The organism is Ekhidna sp. ABH4_415, assembly GCF_056161305.1.
In genome coordinates this window covers 225,847-243,086 of record NZ_JBSWYW010000003.1, presented here as the reverse complement: position 1 = coordinate 243,086, position 17,240 = coordinate 225,847, and the positions used below count along the sequence as shown (strand labels likewise).

At 42.3% G+C, this 17,240-nt stretch carries 19 protein-coding genes; 9 read left to right on the top strand and 10 right to left on the bottom strand.

Translation table 11 applies throughout. From position 1 onward, the window contains the following. Positions 1 to 130 precede the first annotated feature (130 nt). The 3 genes from ACXAH9_RS06400 to ACXAH9_RS06390 all read left to right on the top strand — a co-directional run bounded on the left by ACXAH9_RS06400 (position 131) and on the right by ACXAH9_RS06390 (position 3,725). A complete protein-coding gene (locus ACXAH9_RS06400; protein WP_474894024.1) occupies positions 131 to 1,033 on the top strand; it encodes an App1 family protein in 903 nt (300 codons plus the stop codon). Positions 1,034 to 1,096: 63 nt separating this feature from the next. Beyond that, positions 1,097 to 2,710: a SulP family inorganic anion transporter gene (locus tag ACXAH9_RS06395; RefSeq protein ID WP_474894023.1), complete on the top strand. Its 1,614-nt coding sequence runs from the start codon at positions 1,097 to 1,099 to the stop codon at positions 2,708 to 2,710. A gap of 58 nt (positions 2,711 to 2,768) precedes the next feature. Then, positions 2,769 to 3,725: an NAD(P)-dependent alcohol dehydrogenase gene (locus ACXAH9_RS06390; RefSeq protein ID WP_474894022.1), complete on the top strand. Its 957-nt coding sequence runs from the start codon at positions 2,769 to 2,771 to the stop codon at positions 3,723 to 3,725. Here the strand turns inward: ACXAH9_RS06390 and ACXAH9_RS06385 are convergent, their stop codons facing one another. The 5 genes from ACXAH9_RS06385 to tgt are packed head-to-tail and all read right to left on the bottom strand — an operon-like array spanning position 3,726 to position 8,353. Beyond that, a complete protein-coding gene (locus ACXAH9_RS06385) occupies positions 3,726 to 4,865 on the bottom strand; it encodes a serine hydrolase domain-containing protein (RefSeq protein WP_474894021.1) in 1,140 nt (379 codons plus the stop codon). It abuts the gene before it with no gap. A 27-nt stretch (positions 4,866 to 4,892) separates the two neighbouring features. Next, entirely contained in the window at positions 4,893 to 5,213 is a 321-nt protein-coding gene (locus tag ACXAH9_RS06380; protein ID WP_474894020.1) for a heavy metal-binding domain-containing protein, read from the bottom strand. Position 5,214: 1 nt separating this feature from the next. Next, entirely contained in the window at positions 5,215 to 6,126 is a 912-nt protein-coding gene (locus tag ACXAH9_RS06375; protein WP_474894019.1) for a DMT family transporter, read from the bottom strand. Then, on the bottom strand, positions 6,123 to 7,214 hold the full coding sequence (locus tag ACXAH9_RS06370) for an LptF/LptG family permease (protein ID WP_474894018.1): 1,092 nt from the start codon (positions 7,212 to 7,214) through the stop codon (positions 6,123 to 6,125). The genes ACXAH9_RS06375 and ACXAH9_RS06370 overlap by 4 nt, the downstream gene beginning before the upstream one ends. A gap of 8 nt (positions 7,215 to 7,222) precedes the next feature. Next, positions 7,223 to 8,353, bottom strand: coding sequence for a tRNA guanosine(34) transglycosylase Tgt (gene tgt / locus ACXAH9_RS06365; RefSeq protein ID WP_474894017.1), 1,131 nt, complete (start codon positions 8,351 to 8,353; stop codon positions 7,223 to 7,225). A gap of 67 nt (positions 8,354 to 8,420) precedes the next feature. Between tgt and ACXAH9_RS06360 the strand changes: the two genes are divergently transcribed. From ACXAH9_RS06360 to rsmG, 3 genes are read left to right on the top strand one after another with little or no spacing between them, the layout of a single operon-like run. After that, positions 8,421 to 9,491 (top strand): glycosyltransferase, encoded by a 1,071-nt coding sequence (locus ACXAH9_RS06360; protein ID WP_474894016.1) that lies wholly within the window; start codon positions 8,421 to 8,423, stop codon positions 9,489 to 9,491. After that, positions 9,479 to 10,090 (top strand): RNA polymerase sigma factor, encoded by a 612-nt coding sequence (locus ACXAH9_RS06355; RefSeq protein ID WP_474894015.1) that lies wholly within the window; start codon positions 9,479 to 9,481, stop codon positions 10,088 to 10,090. Before ACXAH9_RS06360 ends, ACXAH9_RS06355 begins: the two co-directional genes overlap by 13 nt. Before the next feature lie 38 nt (positions 10,091 to 10,128). After that, positions 10,129 to 10,758, top strand: coding sequence for a 16S rRNA (guanine(527)-N(7))-methyltransferase RsmG (rsmG, locus tag ACXAH9_RS06350; RefSeq protein ID WP_474894014.1), 630 nt, complete (start codon positions 10,129 to 10,131; stop codon positions 10,756 to 10,758). A 54-nt stretch (positions 10,759 to 10,812) separates the two neighbouring features. Here rsmG and ACXAH9_RS06345 read toward each other — a convergent pair whose 3' ends face one another. From ACXAH9_RS06345 to ACXAH9_RS06335, 3 genes are all read right to left on the bottom strand, one after another. Continuing rightward, positions 10,813 to 11,337, bottom strand: a complete 525-nt coding sequence (locus ACXAH9_RS06345; protein WP_474894013.1) for a hypothetical protein — start codon at positions 11,335 to 11,337, stop codon at positions 10,813 to 10,815. 145 nt (positions 11,338 to 11,482) lie between these two features. Further along, the gene (locus ACXAH9_RS06340; RefSeq protein WP_474894012.1) at positions 11,483 to 12,004 is read right to left on the bottom strand and encodes a porin family protein; all 522 of its coding nucleotides are present in this window, start codon (positions 12,002 to 12,004) and stop codon (positions 11,483 to 11,485) included. Positions 12,005 to 12,134: 130 nt separating this feature from the next. After that, positions 12,135 to 12,644, bottom strand: a complete 510-nt coding sequence (locus tag ACXAH9_RS06335; protein ID WP_474894011.1) for an outer membrane beta-barrel protein — start codon at positions 12,642 to 12,644, stop codon at positions 12,135 to 12,137. A 241-nt stretch (positions 12,645 to 12,885) separates the two neighbouring features. On the opposite strand from ACXAH9_RS06335, the gene ACXAH9_RS06330 reads away from it, so the two are divergent. From ACXAH9_RS06330 to ACXAH9_RS06320, 3 genes are all read left to right on the top strand, one after another. After that, entirely contained in the window at positions 12,886 to 13,365 is a 480-nt protein-coding gene (locus tag ACXAH9_RS06330) for a hypothetical protein (RefSeq protein ID WP_474894010.1), read from the top strand. 68 nt (positions 13,366 to 13,433) lie between these two features. Beyond that, positions 13,434 to 14,129: an SIR2 family NAD-dependent protein deacylase gene (locus ACXAH9_RS06325; protein ID WP_474894009.1), complete on the top strand. Its 696-nt coding sequence runs from the start codon at positions 13,434 to 13,436 to the stop codon at positions 14,127 to 14,129. Beyond that, entirely contained in the window at positions 14,126 to 14,590 is a 465-nt protein-coding gene (locus tag ACXAH9_RS06320; protein WP_474894008.1) for a nuclear transport factor 2 family protein, read from the top strand. Before ACXAH9_RS06325 ends, ACXAH9_RS06320 begins: the two co-directional genes overlap by 4 nt. A 368-nt stretch (positions 14,591 to 14,958) precedes the next feature. Here ACXAH9_RS06320 and ACXAH9_RS06315 read toward each other — a convergent pair whose 3' ends face one another. After that, a complete protein-coding gene (locus ACXAH9_RS06315) occupies positions 14,959 to 16,011 on the bottom strand; it encodes an amidohydrolase family protein (RefSeq protein WP_474894007.1) in 1,053 nt (350 codons plus the stop codon). 25 nt (positions 16,012 to 16,036) lie between these two features. Continuing rightward, the gene (locus tag ACXAH9_RS06310) at positions 16,037 to 17,194 is read right to left on the bottom strand and encodes a tetratricopeptide repeat protein (protein ID WP_474894006.1); all 1,158 of its coding nucleotides are present in this window, start codon (positions 17,192 to 17,194) and stop codon (positions 16,037 to 16,039) included. Positions 17,195 to 17,240 lie beyond the last annotated feature (46 nt).

The window sequence follows — 17,240 nt, the reverse complement described above, 5'->3', positions numbered from 1 at the left end:
CAGTAACCAAACCAACATACCAATCGCAATATTCAAAAAAATTCGCATACGGTTTTTTCTTTGGCTGAAAAAAAAACTGGGCATTATTCGGCCACCCACTATTGTACCTTATCGTGGATATGGAAACGATTTGAAAGTTGTTATTTCAGGACACGTCCTAGAAAACCGTCCGAAATTTCTGGTTGATGCTGACGATAAAAAGCGTAAAAACTTTAGGAATATGATTGCTCGCTACATGAGTACTTCACTTCCTGAAGTGGAGGTAGGCATTCAATTTCATGATCAGAATCGGAACGTAACTACAGATGAACTGGGTTTTTTTCAAGCGCATATTGATCTTATTCATCCCCTAAAACCAGGCTGGCATCAAATTACATACACCATTGCTGACTGTAAAGTAAACGGTGAGGTATTGATCACAAGTCAAAATACTGATTTCGGCGTGATATCAGACATTGATGATACAGTATTGATTTCTCATGCAACACAGCTACTACGAAAACTTAGATTGATTCTGACTAAGAATGCAAAAACGCGTTTGCCATTTCCCGGTGTTAAGGATTTCTATTGTGCCCTTGCAGGTGATGAGTCTGTAAATCCAATATTCTATGTCAGTAGCAGCGAATGGAATCTATATGATTTTTTGGTAGACTTTTTTGAAACGAGGAAACTGCCAAAAGGCCCATTTCTCTTGCAGCGATTTAAGAGTGGACTGAAAGAACTAATAAAGTCTGGAGGTGGCACTCACATTCACAAGCAAGAGAAAATAGAATCGCTGATGAGGTTTTATCCCAACCTTACGTTCGTTCTGATTGGTGATAGCGGCCAGCGGGACCCGGAGATTTATGCATCCATAGTAAAAAAACATCCAGATCGGGTCAAAGCAATTTACATAAGATCTATCAAGAATAGAGAAATTGACAATGAAGTTGAAGTTAAAGTGGTAGAGGCCGGCGTTCCAATTAAGATGGTCGTAAACACAGATGAAGCTTATCGTCACGCACAGTCGATTGGTCTGATAACAGAGAAATAATCGGGTCATCTTTACGTGCCCTCTCCTAATATTCTATCTTTGCGCGCTCATTTATAATGACGTATGAAAAGATTATTCCGAAATTTCACCTTTAATCCGAAAAATGACATCCTATCCGGCCTGACGGTAGCGTTGGCATTGGTACCTGAAGCGGTGGCTTTTGCCTTTGTGGCAGGAGTCGACCCGATGATTGGCTTATATGGTGCGTTTATGATGGGGATTGTCACATCGATGTTTGGCGGACGACCGGGCATGATCTCTGGAGCTACCGGCGCAATGGCCGTGGTGATGGTTCATATGATCCAAAAAGGAAATGAAGTTGGAATGTCACTCGCCAACCCAGTTGAAAACCTGGGGCTACAATGGCTTTTCATTACGCTTTTGTTTGTGGGAGCAATCCAGATTACGGCAGGCGTTTTTCGTCTTGGAAAATTTGTGCGTCTCATCCCCCACCCGGTAATGATGGGGTTTGTGAATGGGCTTGCCATTGTCATATTTCTATCTCAATTGGGGCTTTTCAAAGAAAAAATAGATGGAGCTTACCAATGGAAGTCAGGAGAAGACCTTTATATCATGCTTGGCCTGGTAGGACTCACCATGACTATCATGTACTTCTTGCCTAAGCTCACAAAAAAAATACCTTCCGCATTGATGGGTATTGTAGTGGTTGCATGCATTACGATATTTGGAGGACTGGATGTTAGTACCGTAGGGTCATTCATCCGAGAAGGTGGTGGAAACGGACTTGAGGGAAGTTTGCCAAGTTTTCAAATTCAGATTTTTGGATTACTCGATACACTTAATGGACACTGGGGGTTAATCCTTTCGACTGCATTCCTTTTGGCAGCTGTTGGCTTAATAGAATCTTTAATGACGCTAAACCTCATTGATGACATGACGGAGACTCGTGGAAGTGGTAACCGGGAATGTGTTGCGCAGGGTGGTGCCAACATCCTGAATGGCCTTTTCGGTGGCATGGGTGGATGCGCGATGATCGGTCAATCGATCATCAACGTTAATTCAGGCGGCAGAGGGAGGCTTTCAGGCATTACAGCGGCTATTGCATTGCTATGTTTCATACTGTTTGCCGCCCCTTTGATTGAGCAAATTCCAATTGCTGCACTAGTGGGTGTGATGTTTATGGTGGTGATAGGCACTTTCGCCTGGAGTAGTTTCCGCATCATCAACAAAATTCCACTATCAGATGCCATCATACTTGTGACCGTTTCGGCCATTACTGTTTGGCAAGATCTGGCAATCGCGGTAATTGTGGGTGTAATCATGTCTGCTTTGGTTTTTGCCTGGGAAAATGCGACTCGTATTCGAGCAAGAAAATCCATCAAGGAAGATGGCACCAAAGTGTATGAAATCTGGGGACCGCTATTCTTCGGTTCGGTTCAGTCGTTCAATTCCAAATTTGACCCGGCCAATGATCCCGAAAAAGTAGAACTGGACTTTTTGGAATCACGAGTAAGCGACCATTCCGGAATAGAGGCCATCTATGCTTTAGAAAAGAAATATAAAGACTATGGGAAACAACTTAAGCTCGTTCACTTAAGCCCTGAATGTAAGACATTGCTTCATAAAGCCAGTCCGGAGTTCGAGCATATGATTGTCTCCTCCATCGATGATCCTCGCTACCATGTGGTGACAGATTTGATGGATCAGGAAGTCTGAGGATGTAACTATTGATTGACTTCATTCGTCCTTACATCGTCATCCTAACTACCAAACTGTGAAAGCAATCATTTGTGATTCCTACGGCCCGACTTCCCAACTCAAGATTAAAGACGTTGAAAAACCAATTCCAAAGGAGCATGAGGTTTTAGTTAAAATTCATTGCAGTGCCGTAAATGATTATGATTGGAGCATGGTCAGAGGCAAACCCAATCTTTACCGTCTCTTATTTGGTTTATTTAAACCCAAACATCCAATCCCCGGCATGGAGCTTTCCGGAGTAGTGGAGGCCTGTGGTGTTGGTGTGACACATTTCACGGGAGGAGATACTGTTTATGGAGACATCTCATATTATGGTTTCGGGAGTTTTGCAGAGTATATCTGTATCAATGAAAAAGCGCTGGTCAAGAAACCAAAAAACATGTCCTTTGAAGATGCTGCAGCCCTTTCTCATGCGGCAAACCTGGCCTGGCAGGGATTAGTAGATCTGGGAAAAATTCAAAAAGGAATGAATGTCCTGATCAATGGGGCTGGAGGTGGAGTAGGAATGATCGGCCTCCAAATTGCAAAATCCTATGATTGCAAAGTGACGGGTGTAGATACCGGAGATAAGTTGAAGACCATGAAAGAGCGTGGTTTTGATCAAGTTATTAATTACAAAGAAGAAGACTTTACAAAGCGAGATGAAAGCTATGACCTGATTCTGGATGCAAAAACAACGCGTGTTCCAAAAAAATACACAAAGGTTTTAAATCCGAATGGCAGGTATGTAACAGTTGGTGGAGTATTGGGGAGACTCTTACAGGTGGTTTTTGCACAGAAAGTATTGAAAAAACCCGTTTATGTGCTACCTCTTGATGCCAACAAAGACCTGGATAAAATTCAAGAGCTATACGAGTCAGGTAAAGTCAAACCGATCATTGATGGCCCCTATCCAATGGAGAAAACTCCCTGGGCCATTCAGTATTTTGGGGAAGGGAAGCATCACGGTAAAGTGATCGTTTCGATTATTTGATTACTCCAAACCCTTGTAAACCTTAGAGACAAGCTCTCCTAATTTTGATGGCTCCAACCATCTGGTAACAATGACCAGATCATTCTTTTGATCTATAACAATGAAATTTCCTCCAAATCCTGCTGCATAGAAAAGGTGATCGGGTAAACCCTCCCATGCTCTTGGACCTTTATTTAGCCACCACATATAGCCATAACTTTCAAATGCAGAGGCGGGTGTCTGAATCATTTCAGTCCAATTTTCAGAGATTAATTGTCTGTCATCCCATATTCCCTTTCGTGCAAATAGCAATCCAAATCGAGCATGATCCTCTGTGTTGATAAAAACTCCCCCTCCATGGTGTCCTCCGCCACTTACAACCTGCATTTTTTGCCCATCCATTGTGACCCATGAATTTTCATAGCCATGCCATCTCCAGGTTGTACTCGCCCCAATTGGATCCATGATGCGTTCTTTTAGTACCTGCGGCAAAGGTTTTCTCCAGACATTCAATAAAGCGTATGAAAGTACATTTACCCTAACGTCGTTGTATTTATAGCTGGTGCCGGGTTCCTTTAGCTCGCGGTATTTCCAATCATCGAGCTTTCCATCCCGAGATGGCCTGTCAGCCCAATCGTATAGTCCAAACAATGCACCTGACCAATCGGATGTTTGATGGAGAAGGTGCTCCCAGGTTATTTTCGAATTGTGCTCTCCTTCAAATGTATCATCCCACACATAATGGCTTAACCTATCTTTTACCGAGCTTATAAGTCCATCATCAATAGCTAGTCCTGCTGTGGTTGATAAATAGCTTTTGGTGACGCTGAAGGTCATATCCACTCGCGTGACATCACCCCATTCAGCGATGACATAACCATTCTTAATGATCATTCCGGCTGGTCCACCCCTTTCTTTTGTCGGCCCTTGTAGTTCATGATAAGGTTCCTGACTAAACCCTTCTAATATCGCCAACCTTAGGTCTTTTGGCCCTGAGTACTCATTATCTTGAGCAAACTGGATTGCATCATCGACGGCAGCTTGTGAGATGTTGACAGAAGCTGGCTCCTTTCTTTCCCAGCTTTTTTTGGAAGGATAGTATTGTGCGCTGAGCGATAGGGTAATGCTCAGCGCAAGTAGAAATAAATTCTTTCTTGCCATGATGGCAAGATACAAATGTCCTATTCTCTAATCAAGTTTCACGGCCGTGCCACTGGCACTCACCATCATCATTCCTGAATCTTTTCCCATGGTTTCATAGTCAAGGTCAATGGCAATGACTGCATTGGCTCCAAGCGCAGAGGCAGCTTCGATCAATTCCTGAACAGCAATGTTTTTTGCGTCCTTGAGCGACTTCTCATAAGCACCAGATCGCCCACCTACCACATCGGTGATAGAGGCAAAGATGTCCTTGAAAATATTCGCACCAATGATTGCTTCGCCGGTGACCAGTCCATAGTAAGTGGTGATGGTTTTACCCTCCACACTGTTAGTAGTTGTAAGTAGCATATTATCTGATTATATCGGTTGATAGCGCCTTTTTCTTGTAGCGCCGATTCAATAACGGATAAAGCAACACCGAGGTTAGGATCAATAATGTCCCTCCATAAAATCCCGGGCTCATCTCCTCGCTATCGCCGAAAATAATCAATGCCAGGATAATCCCATAGACCGGCTCCAAATTCACCACCAAATTGATTGAAAATGCCGATAGCCGTTTCATTAATTCCACAGAAACAGAATAAGCATACACCGTACAAACAATCGCAAGTATACCTAAGTATAACCAGTCAGTTAAAGAGGGTGTTAGCGAGAGGCTTCCAACAAAATAGATGATATAGATGGGAAAAAAGGCGGCTATTGCCAAACAAGCACCCGTCATTTCATAAAAGGTAATCACATAAGGATCATATGATTTGGTAAGACGACCATTGATAACAGTAAACACTGATGCTATAAACGCAGAAAGAACTGCTGTAAGAAGACCCGCCAAATAATCAAACTCTACATTGAATATCACCGCAATACCTATAAACGCTATAATGCTGAGCATCACCTCAAATCTTTTAATCTTTCGCCCCTGGGATAGGGGTTCGATTAAACTTGTCCACAGGGAGCATGTTGCCATACCCGCCAAACACACAGAAGCGTTGGATATACGCGCGGACAAGAAGAATAATATCCAGTGCAGGGCGATTAAAGCACCTGTACCAAGTATTTGTAATATGTGCTTTCGTGAATTGATCTTTAACGGTCGATTCCAAAACCTCAAAAGAATGAACAGGCCAATCGCAGCAATAAGGGTTCGAAAGAACACCACCTCCACCGATGGGATATCAATCAATAGACCCAAAATGGCTGTAAAGCCCCATATCAACACAATGAAGTGTAGGGTGAGGTAATCTTTGCGCTCCTGCATCATCGCGGTACGGTTTTATACAGCAGCATGGCTACCCCTCCAAAAATGATATTAGGCATCCATATGGCAAGGATGGTATTCATGGAGTTCGCTTCTGCTATCGCTCGCGCAAGCACAAAGGTGATGATAAATGCAAATGCGATCACAAATCCCAAAGCAATCTGGAATCCTGTTCCTTGTCGTGTTTTCCTTGCAGAAACGATTACACCAATAGCCATGAGTATAAAAACAGCAAAAGGAGACATGTATCGAATATATTCTTCCACTTGGAAGATGTGTACATCATCGGCTCCTCTGGATTTCTGCAGCCGGATGTAATCGTTGAGCTCCCCCATGGTCATGGTTTCCCACATCCGATCCTTGTTACCAAAATCGCTCGGATAGAGATTTAGTAGCGTATCGAGTTCTTTACCTTCTGTGATGACCTCACCATCTTCCAGGATTTGTCTTCTTTGCCAGCGTTTTAGTTTCCATCTTTTGGTGCTATCTACCCATTGAAGTTGTCGGGCATTTATTTTATCTACCAACTCAGTGCCCTTCATTTTTTCCAGAGATACAGAGGAACCTATGTCTCTTCTTACATCGTAGCGATAGAGATAGATGTAGTCCTCCAGGCTATCCCTTTCAGCTATTTTAAGATGAATGTGTTTATCTGTATTGTAAAATGGATCTTTTAAATACTCCAGCTCAAATGCGATTCGAAACTTATTGGCATCAGGGATTACATAGCTATTCAAATAAAAGCTAGCACCTGCAATCAATATAGCCGCCATTAAATATGGGATCAGCATCCTGCGAAAACTAACTCCACTAGCCAGGATCGCAACGATTTCGGTCTTAGCGGCCATTTTAGCCGTTGTAAAAACAGTGGCAATAAACACGGTAATAGGAGTAAGAAGTCCTGCAATCCAAGGAATGAACGTGAGGAAGTATTGCCTGATCAGATGACCGGGAACTTCATTCTCTATAAAGTCATCGTTTTTATCTACCCAGTCCAGCACACATATAATCATCTCCAGAGACACCACAACAAAGACGAATGCCGCCAGAATCTTCTTAAGTATGTACCAATCAAGTTTCTTTAATTTCATATGCCAGATCAAAGTCGTTGACTCACCTTCCTCACCATCTGATCTTTCCAGCTAGCGAAGGTATCATTTAAGATTTGTTTGCGAGCCTCCTCTACCAACCACAGGTAAAATGTGAGGTTTTGAATGCTTGCAATTTGTGCGCCAAGAATTTCATTGCTTGTGATCAGATGGCGCAAATAGCTTTTTGAATAAAAAGTGCTTGTATACCGTCCCAACTCAGGATCGATCGGGGAAAAATCTTCTTTCCATTTCTCATTGCGGATATTGATGATCCCCTGAGTGGTGAAAAGCATGCCATTCCTGGCATTTCTTGTTGGCATCACACAGTCAAACATATCCACACCAAGTGCAATACATTCAAGAATATTCGCTGGAGTGCCTACACCCATCAGGTATCTTGGCTTATCTTTTGGTAGTATACCACATACATGTTCAGTCATTTCATACATATCCTCTGCCGGCTCCCCTACCGATAGTCCTCCAATCGCATTTCCTTCCCGATTTGTGTTGGCAATGTAATCCGCTGATTTCGACCGTAAATCCTTGTAAACACTTCCCTGAACAATTGGAAAAAGGGTTTGATTATATCCATACTTGCCCTCCGTCTCATCAAAGCGCTGGATACAGCGATCGAGCCAGCGATGAGTCATGTGCATGGAACGTTCCGCATAATCATACTCGCATGGGTAAGGAGTACACTCATCAAACGCCATGATAATGTCAGCACCTATGGTGCGCTGAATATCCATGATTGACTCAGGAGTGAAGAAATGCCTGCTTCCGTCCTTGTGGGACTGAAAATGAACACCTTCCTCCACAATCTTTCGATTATCTGCCAGCGAATAAACCTGATAGCCTCCACTATCAGTAAGAATCGGCCGATCCCAGCCATTAAACTTATGTAAACCCCCAGCCTGCTCAATCACCTCCAGACCAGGTCTCATGTATAGGTGATAGGTGTTGCCTAATATAATCTGAGCCTTAACGTCTTCCTTCAGTTCACGCTGATGGACAGCCTTCACTGTGCCGGCAGTGCCTACCGGCATAAAAATAGGCGTTTTAATCTCGCCATGAGCAGTTTTCAGCGTACCTGCACGTGCCGAAGATTTACTATCGGTATGTTGTAAGTCAAATTGCATCGGGGCGCAAAAATAACTTTTAAAGTGGTGCATTCATTTTAACACAAGCTTTCATTTACTTCACAAAATGATTTTTGAATTATGGCTTGCTTTTGGAGGGCTTCACCTGGTTTTGACCATCTACCTGTCAGCTGCTTTTGGCAAGTACAGGTCACCAAAAAATTCTGAAAAGCCGAAACTGAGCATAATCATAGCAGCACATAATGAAGAAGAAAACCTACAAAAACTGATCCCCGCTATTGAAAATCAAGAATATCACGATTTTGAGATCATTGTTGCATTAGACAGAACCACAGATGACAGCAAATCATACCTTGCTAGTCGTAAAAACATTAAGGTTTTGGAAATCATTGAGGTGCCAGCTGGCTGGAATGCTAAAAAGTATGCACTAGAGGAGGCAACCAAACAAGCCTCAGGTGAATGGTTGGTTTTCACAGATGCTGATGGTTATCCATCTTCAAAAAAATGGCTCAGTACAATGTCGCAACAAATTGATACCGAAACACAAATTATCCTTGGTGTATCACCTTATGAGTCAGGAGCTTCTTTCCTTTCCAAATACATCAACTTTGAGGCCTTTATGACTGCCTATCATTACATCAGTCGTGCCTTGTTAGGCAAACCCTATATGGGTGTGGGTAGGAATTTGATGATCAACAAAGTATTATTTAATCGAATGGGCGGATATGAGTCTATCAAAGGAATCCGGGGAGGAGATGATGATTTATTTATCCAGCAGCATGCAAACAGGTTCAATACTCGTGTTGCATTAGATCGGCAAGCGTTAATATGGACATATCCAAAAAAGAGCTGGAAAGCTTACTTCCAGCAAAAACTCCGTCATCTATCGGTTGGAGCCAACTACAAAAATCGAGATCTGCTGTTTCTAACCGTTTTACACACTACTCATTTCGGCTTTTTCCTTTTACTATTCTTAAATACATCTCAGTTATTTTTCTGGCCGATGCTCCTTTTTTACCTATTTATTAAATTAGTGAGTTATAGATTTGCCGCGAGTAAAATTGGAACGCACATCAACTATATGTTGCTTCCGCTCGTTGACATGCTATACGCAGTGCTCACTCCGGTGATTGCATTGTGGTCAAAACTCGTAAAGGACATTCCATGGAAGAATTAAATCGTCAGTTTTCTGATAAGGCACTGCAGGATTTTAAGCTAATCGATCTTGCTACCGAAGGCAAAGATCAGGCAGCCTATGCAGAGCTGATGCAGCGATACAAGAAGCCTGTATACCACATGATCCTCAAAATGGTTAGAAATGTGGATGACGCGGAGGATTTGACGATAGAAGCATTCGCTAAAGCGTTTAAGAATTTAGGCAGATTTAAAAAGGACTACACTTTCAGTACCTGGCTTTTTCGCATTGCCACGAATAATGCCATTGACTTTATCCGAAAAAAGAAGCTGAATACCTTCAGCCTGAACAGCACCTTCACCGATGATAGTGGAGAGTCTGTGAATATTGACGTTCAGGATAAAAACCTTACTCCAGATCAGGAGACCATCAAAGATCAAAAAATTGAGTTGGTGCGCATGTTTGTAGATAAACTGCCGGCGAAATACCAGCGATTGGTAAAGCTTCGATACTTTGAAGAGCTTTCATACGATGAGATCGCGAAGGAACTGGAAGCTCCACTAGGAACTGTGAAAGCACAATTACATAGAGCACGTGAACTGATGTACGAGCTGGTGAAGGATAAGAAAAAGCATATTTAACCCACCCCTAACCCCTCCAAGGAGGGGAATAAACCCTCGTGAGTAAAATCAATATCATATTAAAGTATTTCCCTGACCTCACTGATCAGCAAAAAAGCCAGATTGAGCAGCTATTTCCTCTTTATGAAGAATGGAATGCTAAAATCAATGTGGTGAGCCGAAAAGACATAGACCAACTGTACGAACGACATGTACTTCACAGCCTGGCTATCGCTAAGTTTACATCCTTTGTCCCTGGTTCAAAAATCCTGGATGTAGGGACAGGCGGTGGGTTTCCAGGTATTCCACTAGCCATTTTATTCCCTGATTGTCAATTTCATTTAGTGGATTCCATTCGTAAGAAAATTACCGTGGTGGATGAAGTTGCCGGCGCTATTGGTCTGGATAACCTTACGGCTGAGCACCAACGGATGGAGAAGGTGAAAGGAACTTATGATTTCGTGGTTTCCAGAGCTGTAGCTCAGACCAAACAGCTTTTTATCTGGGCACATCAAAAAGTGAGCAAAAATCAACGAAACGAGCTGGATAATGGCATGATCTTACTCAAAGGAGGTGACTTAGAGCAGGAAATGAAAGAATTTGGGCGAGGTTACGTGGAAAAGAACTTATCAGACTATTTCTCAGAGGAATTCTTCGATACCAAGAAAATTATTTACGTTCCAGTTTAATTAGAACAAAAAACCCTCCGCCCGGAGGGTTAATCGTTGACGTTAATGGAGATCTCACAAATACACGTTGAGCCCCAGACTTAATCCAAATGTTTTACTCTTTACAATTTCATTTCCAGTGGCTATCCCATAGTTTAAGCTAGGCTCGATAGCAAGCTGATCAATAATCCAAATTGGATATCCTGCCTCAAATGCCAACACCCTGAAACTAAATTTGTCTGCAGCCCTTGCAAATACGTCCTCTCGACTGGCTGAGGAATACGATGCACCTAGAAAGAAGATTCCCTTCACATAGTACCTGACAAACGGGCCAATCAGGGTTGTAGTGTTTCCATCGTCCCCTTGTTTTTCCTTATCGTAACCAATGTTTAATCCTGCTGCGAGTTTATCCATTACAAAATAGCCTGCCACTCCTTCTATGTTAAAAGAAGTCGTTTTATCGAGTCCGGGCTCATCATAACTTGTTGACGAATATCCCAAACTTGAAGAGGCTCCAATGAGCCATTTACCCCGATCGGTTTGTGCATTGGCACACCCGAAAATCGCTACCAAGGTAGCGATAAGCCATACTTTTTTCATTGCTGTTTTGCGATTACACAATAGGTGTAATTTACGCTTTCAGCCGTGAGTTATAAGCTCATCGATCGGGTATATTTTTGGTGAGCCCTTAAAAACAAAAACCCTTCCAAATTGGAAGGGTTTAATTTTACTAGTCGAATGAATATCATCCACCGATATTGAATGCAATCCCAGCATTAATTACGAGCTGCTCATAGGGCGTATTATACTTTATTTGACCATTCAGAAACATCCCATCGCTTAGCGGGTAATTGAGACCTCCCCCGATGTTTAATCCCACTTTTGAGTCTGACTCCTTATTGCCGTTAGCTTCTGCACTTGCAAATCCAACACCAATTCCTGCTAACCCGTATAGCTGCATATCAGAATCACCGAAATAATACCTCCCATCAATGTTCAACGATGAGGCTTGGCTTTTAATTTCTTGTCCAAAGAACTCAACAGATGATGGGAAGAAATAAGTAAAACTTGGCGCCACACTTATAATATCAGTCACAAAGTATTCACCACCAATATTGATTCCAATTCCAGCCTTACTTCCCCCCTCATCAACAGCAGCTTTAGTTCCTAAAGCCAATCCGCCTCCAACTCTCATTTCACCCTCTTGAGCTTTAGCCGTAAATACCAAAAGTGCAACTAGCGTAGATGTAAATAACAATTTTTTCATACTTGCTTGAATGTTTGATTAATGATTCTGCAATATAATACGACCAATGAGCTTTGATAAAAACAGGTCGAAAACAAATAAAAAAACCCTTCCAAATGGAAGGGCTTTTTAAATCTTTTAAAAAGATATCTTAGAATGCGAAAGCTACACCAGCATTGATTACTAGCTGACCTTCACCTGGAGTTTGATATTTAACCTGACCATTAGCGAATAGGTTGTCACTAAGTGGGTACATGATACCAGCACCGATGTTAAGTCCACCTTCTGAAGAAGAAGCAGAGAAACCACTGTCCTCTACCTTAGCACTAACTGAAGAAAAACCAGCAAGTCCATAAACTCCACTTTCTCCGAAATAATATCTAACATCTACGTTTAAAGCGTTAAGGCTAAAATCAGTTGATCCAACTGAGCTTTTGAAGAACATGGTGTAGCTAGGCGCAAGACTAATTGCATCAGTGATTAAATACTCACCACCGAAGTTAAGACCTAGACCCATTTTTTCGCCAGACTCATCTACGCCAGCTTTAGTTCCAATAGCAAGTCCAGCACCAACTCTGATGTCACCTTGCTCTTGTGCGTTAGCAGTCATTCCTACAAGAAGAAAAGCTGCGAATAATGAAAGGATAGTAAATTTTTTCATAGGATTAATAAATAATTTGGTTGTACAATGCATGCAATATAGCGATACAATACGAAGTATAAAATACCTCTATGTGGGTATTTTAGCTGTTTATGTAAATAGTCGAATATGCACCTCAGTATCAAATAGTTAGATTTTAGGAAATAAATCTTTCATCTTGGTCATGTTTTCATCTTATTTGAGATTTTCTTTAATTAAGTTTATCATATAAATAATTCGATCATTTAAATACTCATCAAACATGAAAATCAAGACAAAACTCCTTGGGCTAGCCCTCATTTTATTTTCAATGACCTCATTCGCTCAAAGTCAGGGTGAGGCACGTGCTGGAGCCGGTTTAGGCTTTGGTTTCTCTCCTTTTGGTGGGGATGGAACGCTAGGGTTTGGTGCGAATTTTGAGTACGTTTTCAAAGATGGAATGTCTGGTTCCTTAGAATATTACTCTTATACAAAAGATAGCTTTACCACCAATGTTCTTGGCATTGATTATCGTTACTATTTCGTGACCGATAACACTCAAGTATATGGATCAGCTGGTTTGACAAGCCTTGGAGGTGATGTGGATGGCACCTTAGGGCTAAGCCTGGGTGCTGGTGCTATCTTCCCGCTTTCGGGTAATCTGGGTGCCTCTGCAGCTTTAAATTACAATATGGCTAAGCCTGATGGTGCAAACGACCCCTTTGGATTTAACATGAAAGGTGGAGTAGTCTATACTTTCTAAGGTTTTAGAAAACACCCTTAAATCTCATTAACTTTAAAGCTTCCAAACAGGAAGCTTTTTTTGTTCCTATGAAAAAGAAGATAGCTGTACTCACCGGTGCTGGCATCAGTGCAGAAAGCGGACTTAAAACTTTTAGGGACTCTGGTGGACTCTGGGAAGGGCATGATGTGACTAAAGTCGCTACTCCTGAGGCCTGGAGGAAAGACCGTGCATTGGTATTGGAATTTTATAATCAGCGCCGTAAGCAAGCTATGGAGGTAAAGCCCAACACTGGCCATTTGGCATTGGCTGAGTTGGAGAAGCACTTCGAAGTGGTTATAATCACACAAAATATTGATGCCTTGCATGAAAAGGCTGGCAGCACAAATGTGCTTCATTTACATGGTGCAATAAGTAAAGTTCGAAGCACGTTGGATCCGGAGCTCATTTATGAGCTTGATGGCTGGGAGCTAAGAGAAGGGGATAAATGTGCGAAAGGATCCCAACTCCGCCCTCACATTGTTTGGTTTGGTGAGCCTGTACCAATGATGGAACCCGCAATCGAGGAGGTTTTGTCTGCTGATATTTTCATTGTAGCAGGCACATCTCTGGTAGTATATCCTGCTGCAGGACTTTTGGATTTTGTAAATACAGAAGTACCAAAATTTGTGATAGACCCAAAAATTCCCGAGATAGCTAACGGAAATAACTTTTACCTTTATGAAGAGCCAGCCAGCACCGGGCTCCCGAAAGTAAAAGAACACCTGATTAAACACTACGCATGAGCAAAACCATCATTGAGAAATTTTATCAGTCATTTCAGCAATTGGATGCAAAATCCATGGCCGGATGCTATCATAAAGATGTTGTCTTCAACGATCCTGTATTTAAAGACCTTAAATACGACGAGGTAACAGCCATGTGGGAAATGCTGATCAAACGCTCAAAAGGCAATCTTGACATAGACTATCACACGGTGATGGGAGACAGTGAGATGGCACAGTGTATTTGGGAAGCAGATTATGAATTCTCAAAAACGGGTAATCCCGTACATAATATCATTCACGCCACAATGGAATTCAAAGACGGGCTGATCATCAAACACACTGATGAATTTGATTTCTGGCGTTGGTCTAAAATGGCCCTGGGACTAACCGGGATATTAATGGGATGGTCTCCTTACTTAAAAAGTAGAGTAAGTAAAGTTGCGAGGATGTCACTGGATAAATATTTGAAGGGAAATTAAGATCGAAATTAAAGAACTGTATTCCCTTAAGAGGTTTTTCGCAGAAAACCGAAACTTGGGAATCTCTACCATTAATTTAACGTCAGTTCGATATGAGAATCAAAAGGAAACTCCTAACTCCCCTCCTTGGAGGGGTGGGGACGGTCCGCCGCAGCGGTGAGTTTAGAAAAAATCGTTTCCTTTTGATGAATTTTTACTCAAAAAAGACAGCTTTTACGTCTGACCCACCTCTTCCTCCTCCAAGGAGGAGATTTATAGGAGTCATTTTTGAGAAAAAATGGATTTTCTTACTTCGAACTCAGGTTAATTAAGCTGATTTTAGATCCCCAAGTCTTGCTCCTACGTCGCAACGCAAGGGGATATGGATTTTATCCCTCCTCCATCAATACCTTGAGCAGCTCTTTATTCTTACTTTCACTCAATCCTAGCCAGTCAAGGGTAGATTGAAAGAAAATATTATCCAGATCTTTTTGAGGTAAATCCATTTCAGCAATGAACTTACCAATTTCTAAGTCACCTAGGGGGAATGGATAATCAGAACCCAGACATACTTTTTCAGATCCAATGAGATCAATGACATACTGAAGATAAGTTGGGTCATGTGTGATGCTATCCACCCAAAATTTACCTAAGTACTCACGAGGATTTACATCATTATGCACCGCGACCAGGTCAGGACGACAGTTGAAGCCATGTTCCAAACGCCCGATGGTGGCCAACAGTGATCCTCCTGCATGCGCAAAACAAACCCTCAGTTTCGGATATCTTTCGAATACCCCACCAAAAATCATAGAAGCTGCTGCTCTCGCAGTTTCTGCCGGCATGCCTACCAGCCATGGGAGCCAGTATTTTTCCATGTATTCTTTGCCCATCATATCCCACGGGTGTACCAAAATGGCCATTCCGAGACTCTCGCACGCCTCAAAAAATTCAAAGAATCGGGGTTTACTTAAATTATGGTTGTTGATGTTGGATCCTATCTGAACTCCGGGAATTCCTATTTTTTTCAATCGCTCCAGTTCTTTAATAGCCAGGTCCGGATCCTGCATTGGCACAGTACCCAATCCAATGTAATTTTTAGGATTTTCCTCCACAACCTGAGCGATATGGTCATTCAGAAACATGGATAGATCCAGGCAATCGTGACCGTCTGCCCAATAGCTGAACATCACCGGGATGGTGCAAATCACCTGCACCTGAGTATCAAATTTCTTATACTCCTCTACCCGCAGTTTTTCGTCCCAGCAGTTTGATTGAATCTCCCGAAAGAACTTATCTCCCTTCATCATCCGGGCCGCCTCCGGCTTGTGATGAAGTAAATGGATAAAGTCTCCATATCCGAATTTCTCTGCAAAGTTCGGGACATTGTGAGGGAGGATATGCGTATGCATATCGATTTTCAAACTTGTTTTGTTCGCCATGCTACAAAGGTAAAAAGAAATTTACCTATTGTCTGCTACAGTGCTTCTCGAGCATCTTCATCGCCTGATCCATTCCTAATTGCTCTGCCTTCCGCAAATACTCACAGCCTTTTTCATCTTTATCCAGACTCAGGTAGGCCATAGCAGCATTGAACCATACATTTTTATACCCCCTATCAATAGACAGGTATCGTTCATAAAAGCCGGCAGCCTCCTGAAATTTTTGCTCATGAAAAAATGAATTACCGATCAGGTAAAAGGCTTCAGTTCTGGATGGTTCTAATTGCATTGCTTTTATGAAGTCCTTTCTGGCCTGGCCATATGCACCCGTTCGTAACAATGCCTTTCCTCTACTTATGTATGCTAAATCATCATTTGGATCCGCTTTAATAGCCCGCGAATGATACTGAGCGGATAAACTATAGTCCCCGCTTTCATAGGCATTCGCCCCCACCAGGTTAAGCATTGGAGTAAACTCATCGTTCGCCATCAAAGCCTCCGGAAGTTGCGTTGACTCGTCTAGAATAGCCAGGTTGTACCACGCCCTATAGCTCTCCGGATTTAACTCAATTGCATTTTTCAGGTCTGAAATAGCCTCTCTCTTCCTGCCCATTTTTGCATAAAGCTGTGAGCGATTGATATAGCTGTCTGCTGTTGTATCAAATTTGAAAGAAGTGGTAAAATCTGCTAGCGCCCTGTCCCACTCGCCATTTTTTTCATAAGCCATCGCACGATACTGGTATACCCTGCTGATCATGGATTGTAGCGTTGTGAGAAAGGTCCCACGACTTCCGGATGGGTCGACTCCATAGTAAACCGCTTTAGTCTCCGACCCGGATTGATTGTCAATCACATAAGAAAAGTCTTTGATGGCCTGTTCCGTGCTTGACGTGTTGTAATAAATAAGTCCTTTTTGAAAATAAGCCTCCAGATTGTTTGGATCCTTCTGAATGACCGCTTCATAATCTGCCAAGGCGCGAAGGTCTTTATTTTCCGCTTCATGGATCATGGCACTTAAAAAATAGTCCTCAGCAGAGGGCTTTCTGGTCAGGTTTTTATTGATGTAATATCTGGCAGAATCCAGATTGCTCTCGTTGTAGTGCTGTCTGGCCTGATCGTAATAGTCCTGTGCGCTGATGAAGCTGTAAAGAAGAATAAAAAAAAAGTAGAGAATAGGTCGCATGGGTTGAGGGTTTCAACCTATGAAAACGAACCCATGAAGAAATAGG

Excerpts from the sequence above, each read along its gene's own strand:
- ACXAH9_RS06395 (WP_474894023.1), top strand. The coding sequence starts at position 1,097 with ATGAAAAGATTATTCCGAAATTTCACCTTTAATCCGAAAAATGACATC.
- ACXAH9_RS06340 (WP_474894012.1), bottom strand. The coding sequence starts at position 12,004 with ATGAAAAAATTGTTATTTACATCTACGCTAGTTGCACTTTTGGTATTT.
- ACXAH9_RS06315 (WP_474894007.1), bottom strand. The coding sequence starts at position 16,011 with ATGGCGAACAAAACAAGTTTGAAAATCGATATGCATACGCATATCCTC.
- ACXAH9_RS06330 (WP_474894010.1), top strand. The coding sequence starts at position 12,886 with ATGAAAATCAAGACAAAACTCCTTGGGCTAGCCCTCATTTTATTTTCA.
- ACXAH9_RS06320 (WP_474894008.1), top strand. The coding sequence starts at position 14,126 with ATGAGCAAAACCATCATTGAGAAATTTTATCAGTCATTTCAGCAATTG.
- ACXAH9_RS06310 (WP_474894006.1), bottom strand. The coding sequence starts at position 17,194 with ATGCGACCTATTCTCTACTTTTTTTTTATTCTTCTTTACAGCTTCATC.
- ACXAH9_RS06385 (WP_474894021.1), bottom strand. The coding sequence starts at position 4,865 with ATGGCAAGAAAGAATTTATTTCTACTTGCGCTGAGCATTACCCTATCG.
- ACXAH9_RS06355 (WP_474894015.1), top strand. The coding sequence starts at position 9,479 with ATGGAAGAATTAAATCGTCAGTTTTCTGATAAGGCACTGCAGGATTTT.
- ACXAH9_RS06335 (WP_474894011.1), bottom strand. The coding sequence starts at position 12,644 with ATGAAAAAATTTACTATCCTTTCATTATTCGCAGCTTTTCTTCTTGTA.
- ACXAH9_RS06325 (WP_474894009.1), top strand. The coding sequence starts at position 13,434 with ATGAAAAAGAAGATAGCTGTACTCACCGGTGCTGGCATCAGTGCAGAA.
- ACXAH9_RS06380 (WP_474894020.1), bottom strand. The coding sequence starts at position 5,213 with ATGCTACTTACAACTACTAACAGTGTGGAGGGTAAAACCATCACCACT.
- ACXAH9_RS06345 (WP_474894013.1), bottom strand. The coding sequence starts at position 11,337 with ATGAAAAAAGTATGGCTTATCGCTACCTTGGTAGCGATTTTCGGGTGT.
- ACXAH9_RS06370 (WP_474894018.1), bottom strand. The coding sequence starts at position 7,214 with ATGAAATTAAAGAAACTTGATTGGTACATACTTAAGAAGATTCTGGCG.
- ACXAH9_RS06360 (WP_474894016.1), top strand. The coding sequence starts at position 8,421 with ATGATTTTTGAATTATGGCTTGCTTTTGGAGGGCTTCACCTGGTTTTG.
- ACXAH9_RS06375 (WP_474894019.1), bottom strand. The coding sequence starts at position 6,126 with ATGATGCAGGAGCGCAAAGATTACCTCACCCTACACTTCATTGTGTTG.
- tgt (WP_474894017.1), bottom strand. The coding sequence starts at position 8,353 with ATGCAATTTGACTTACAACATACCGATAGTAAATCTTCGGCACGTGCA.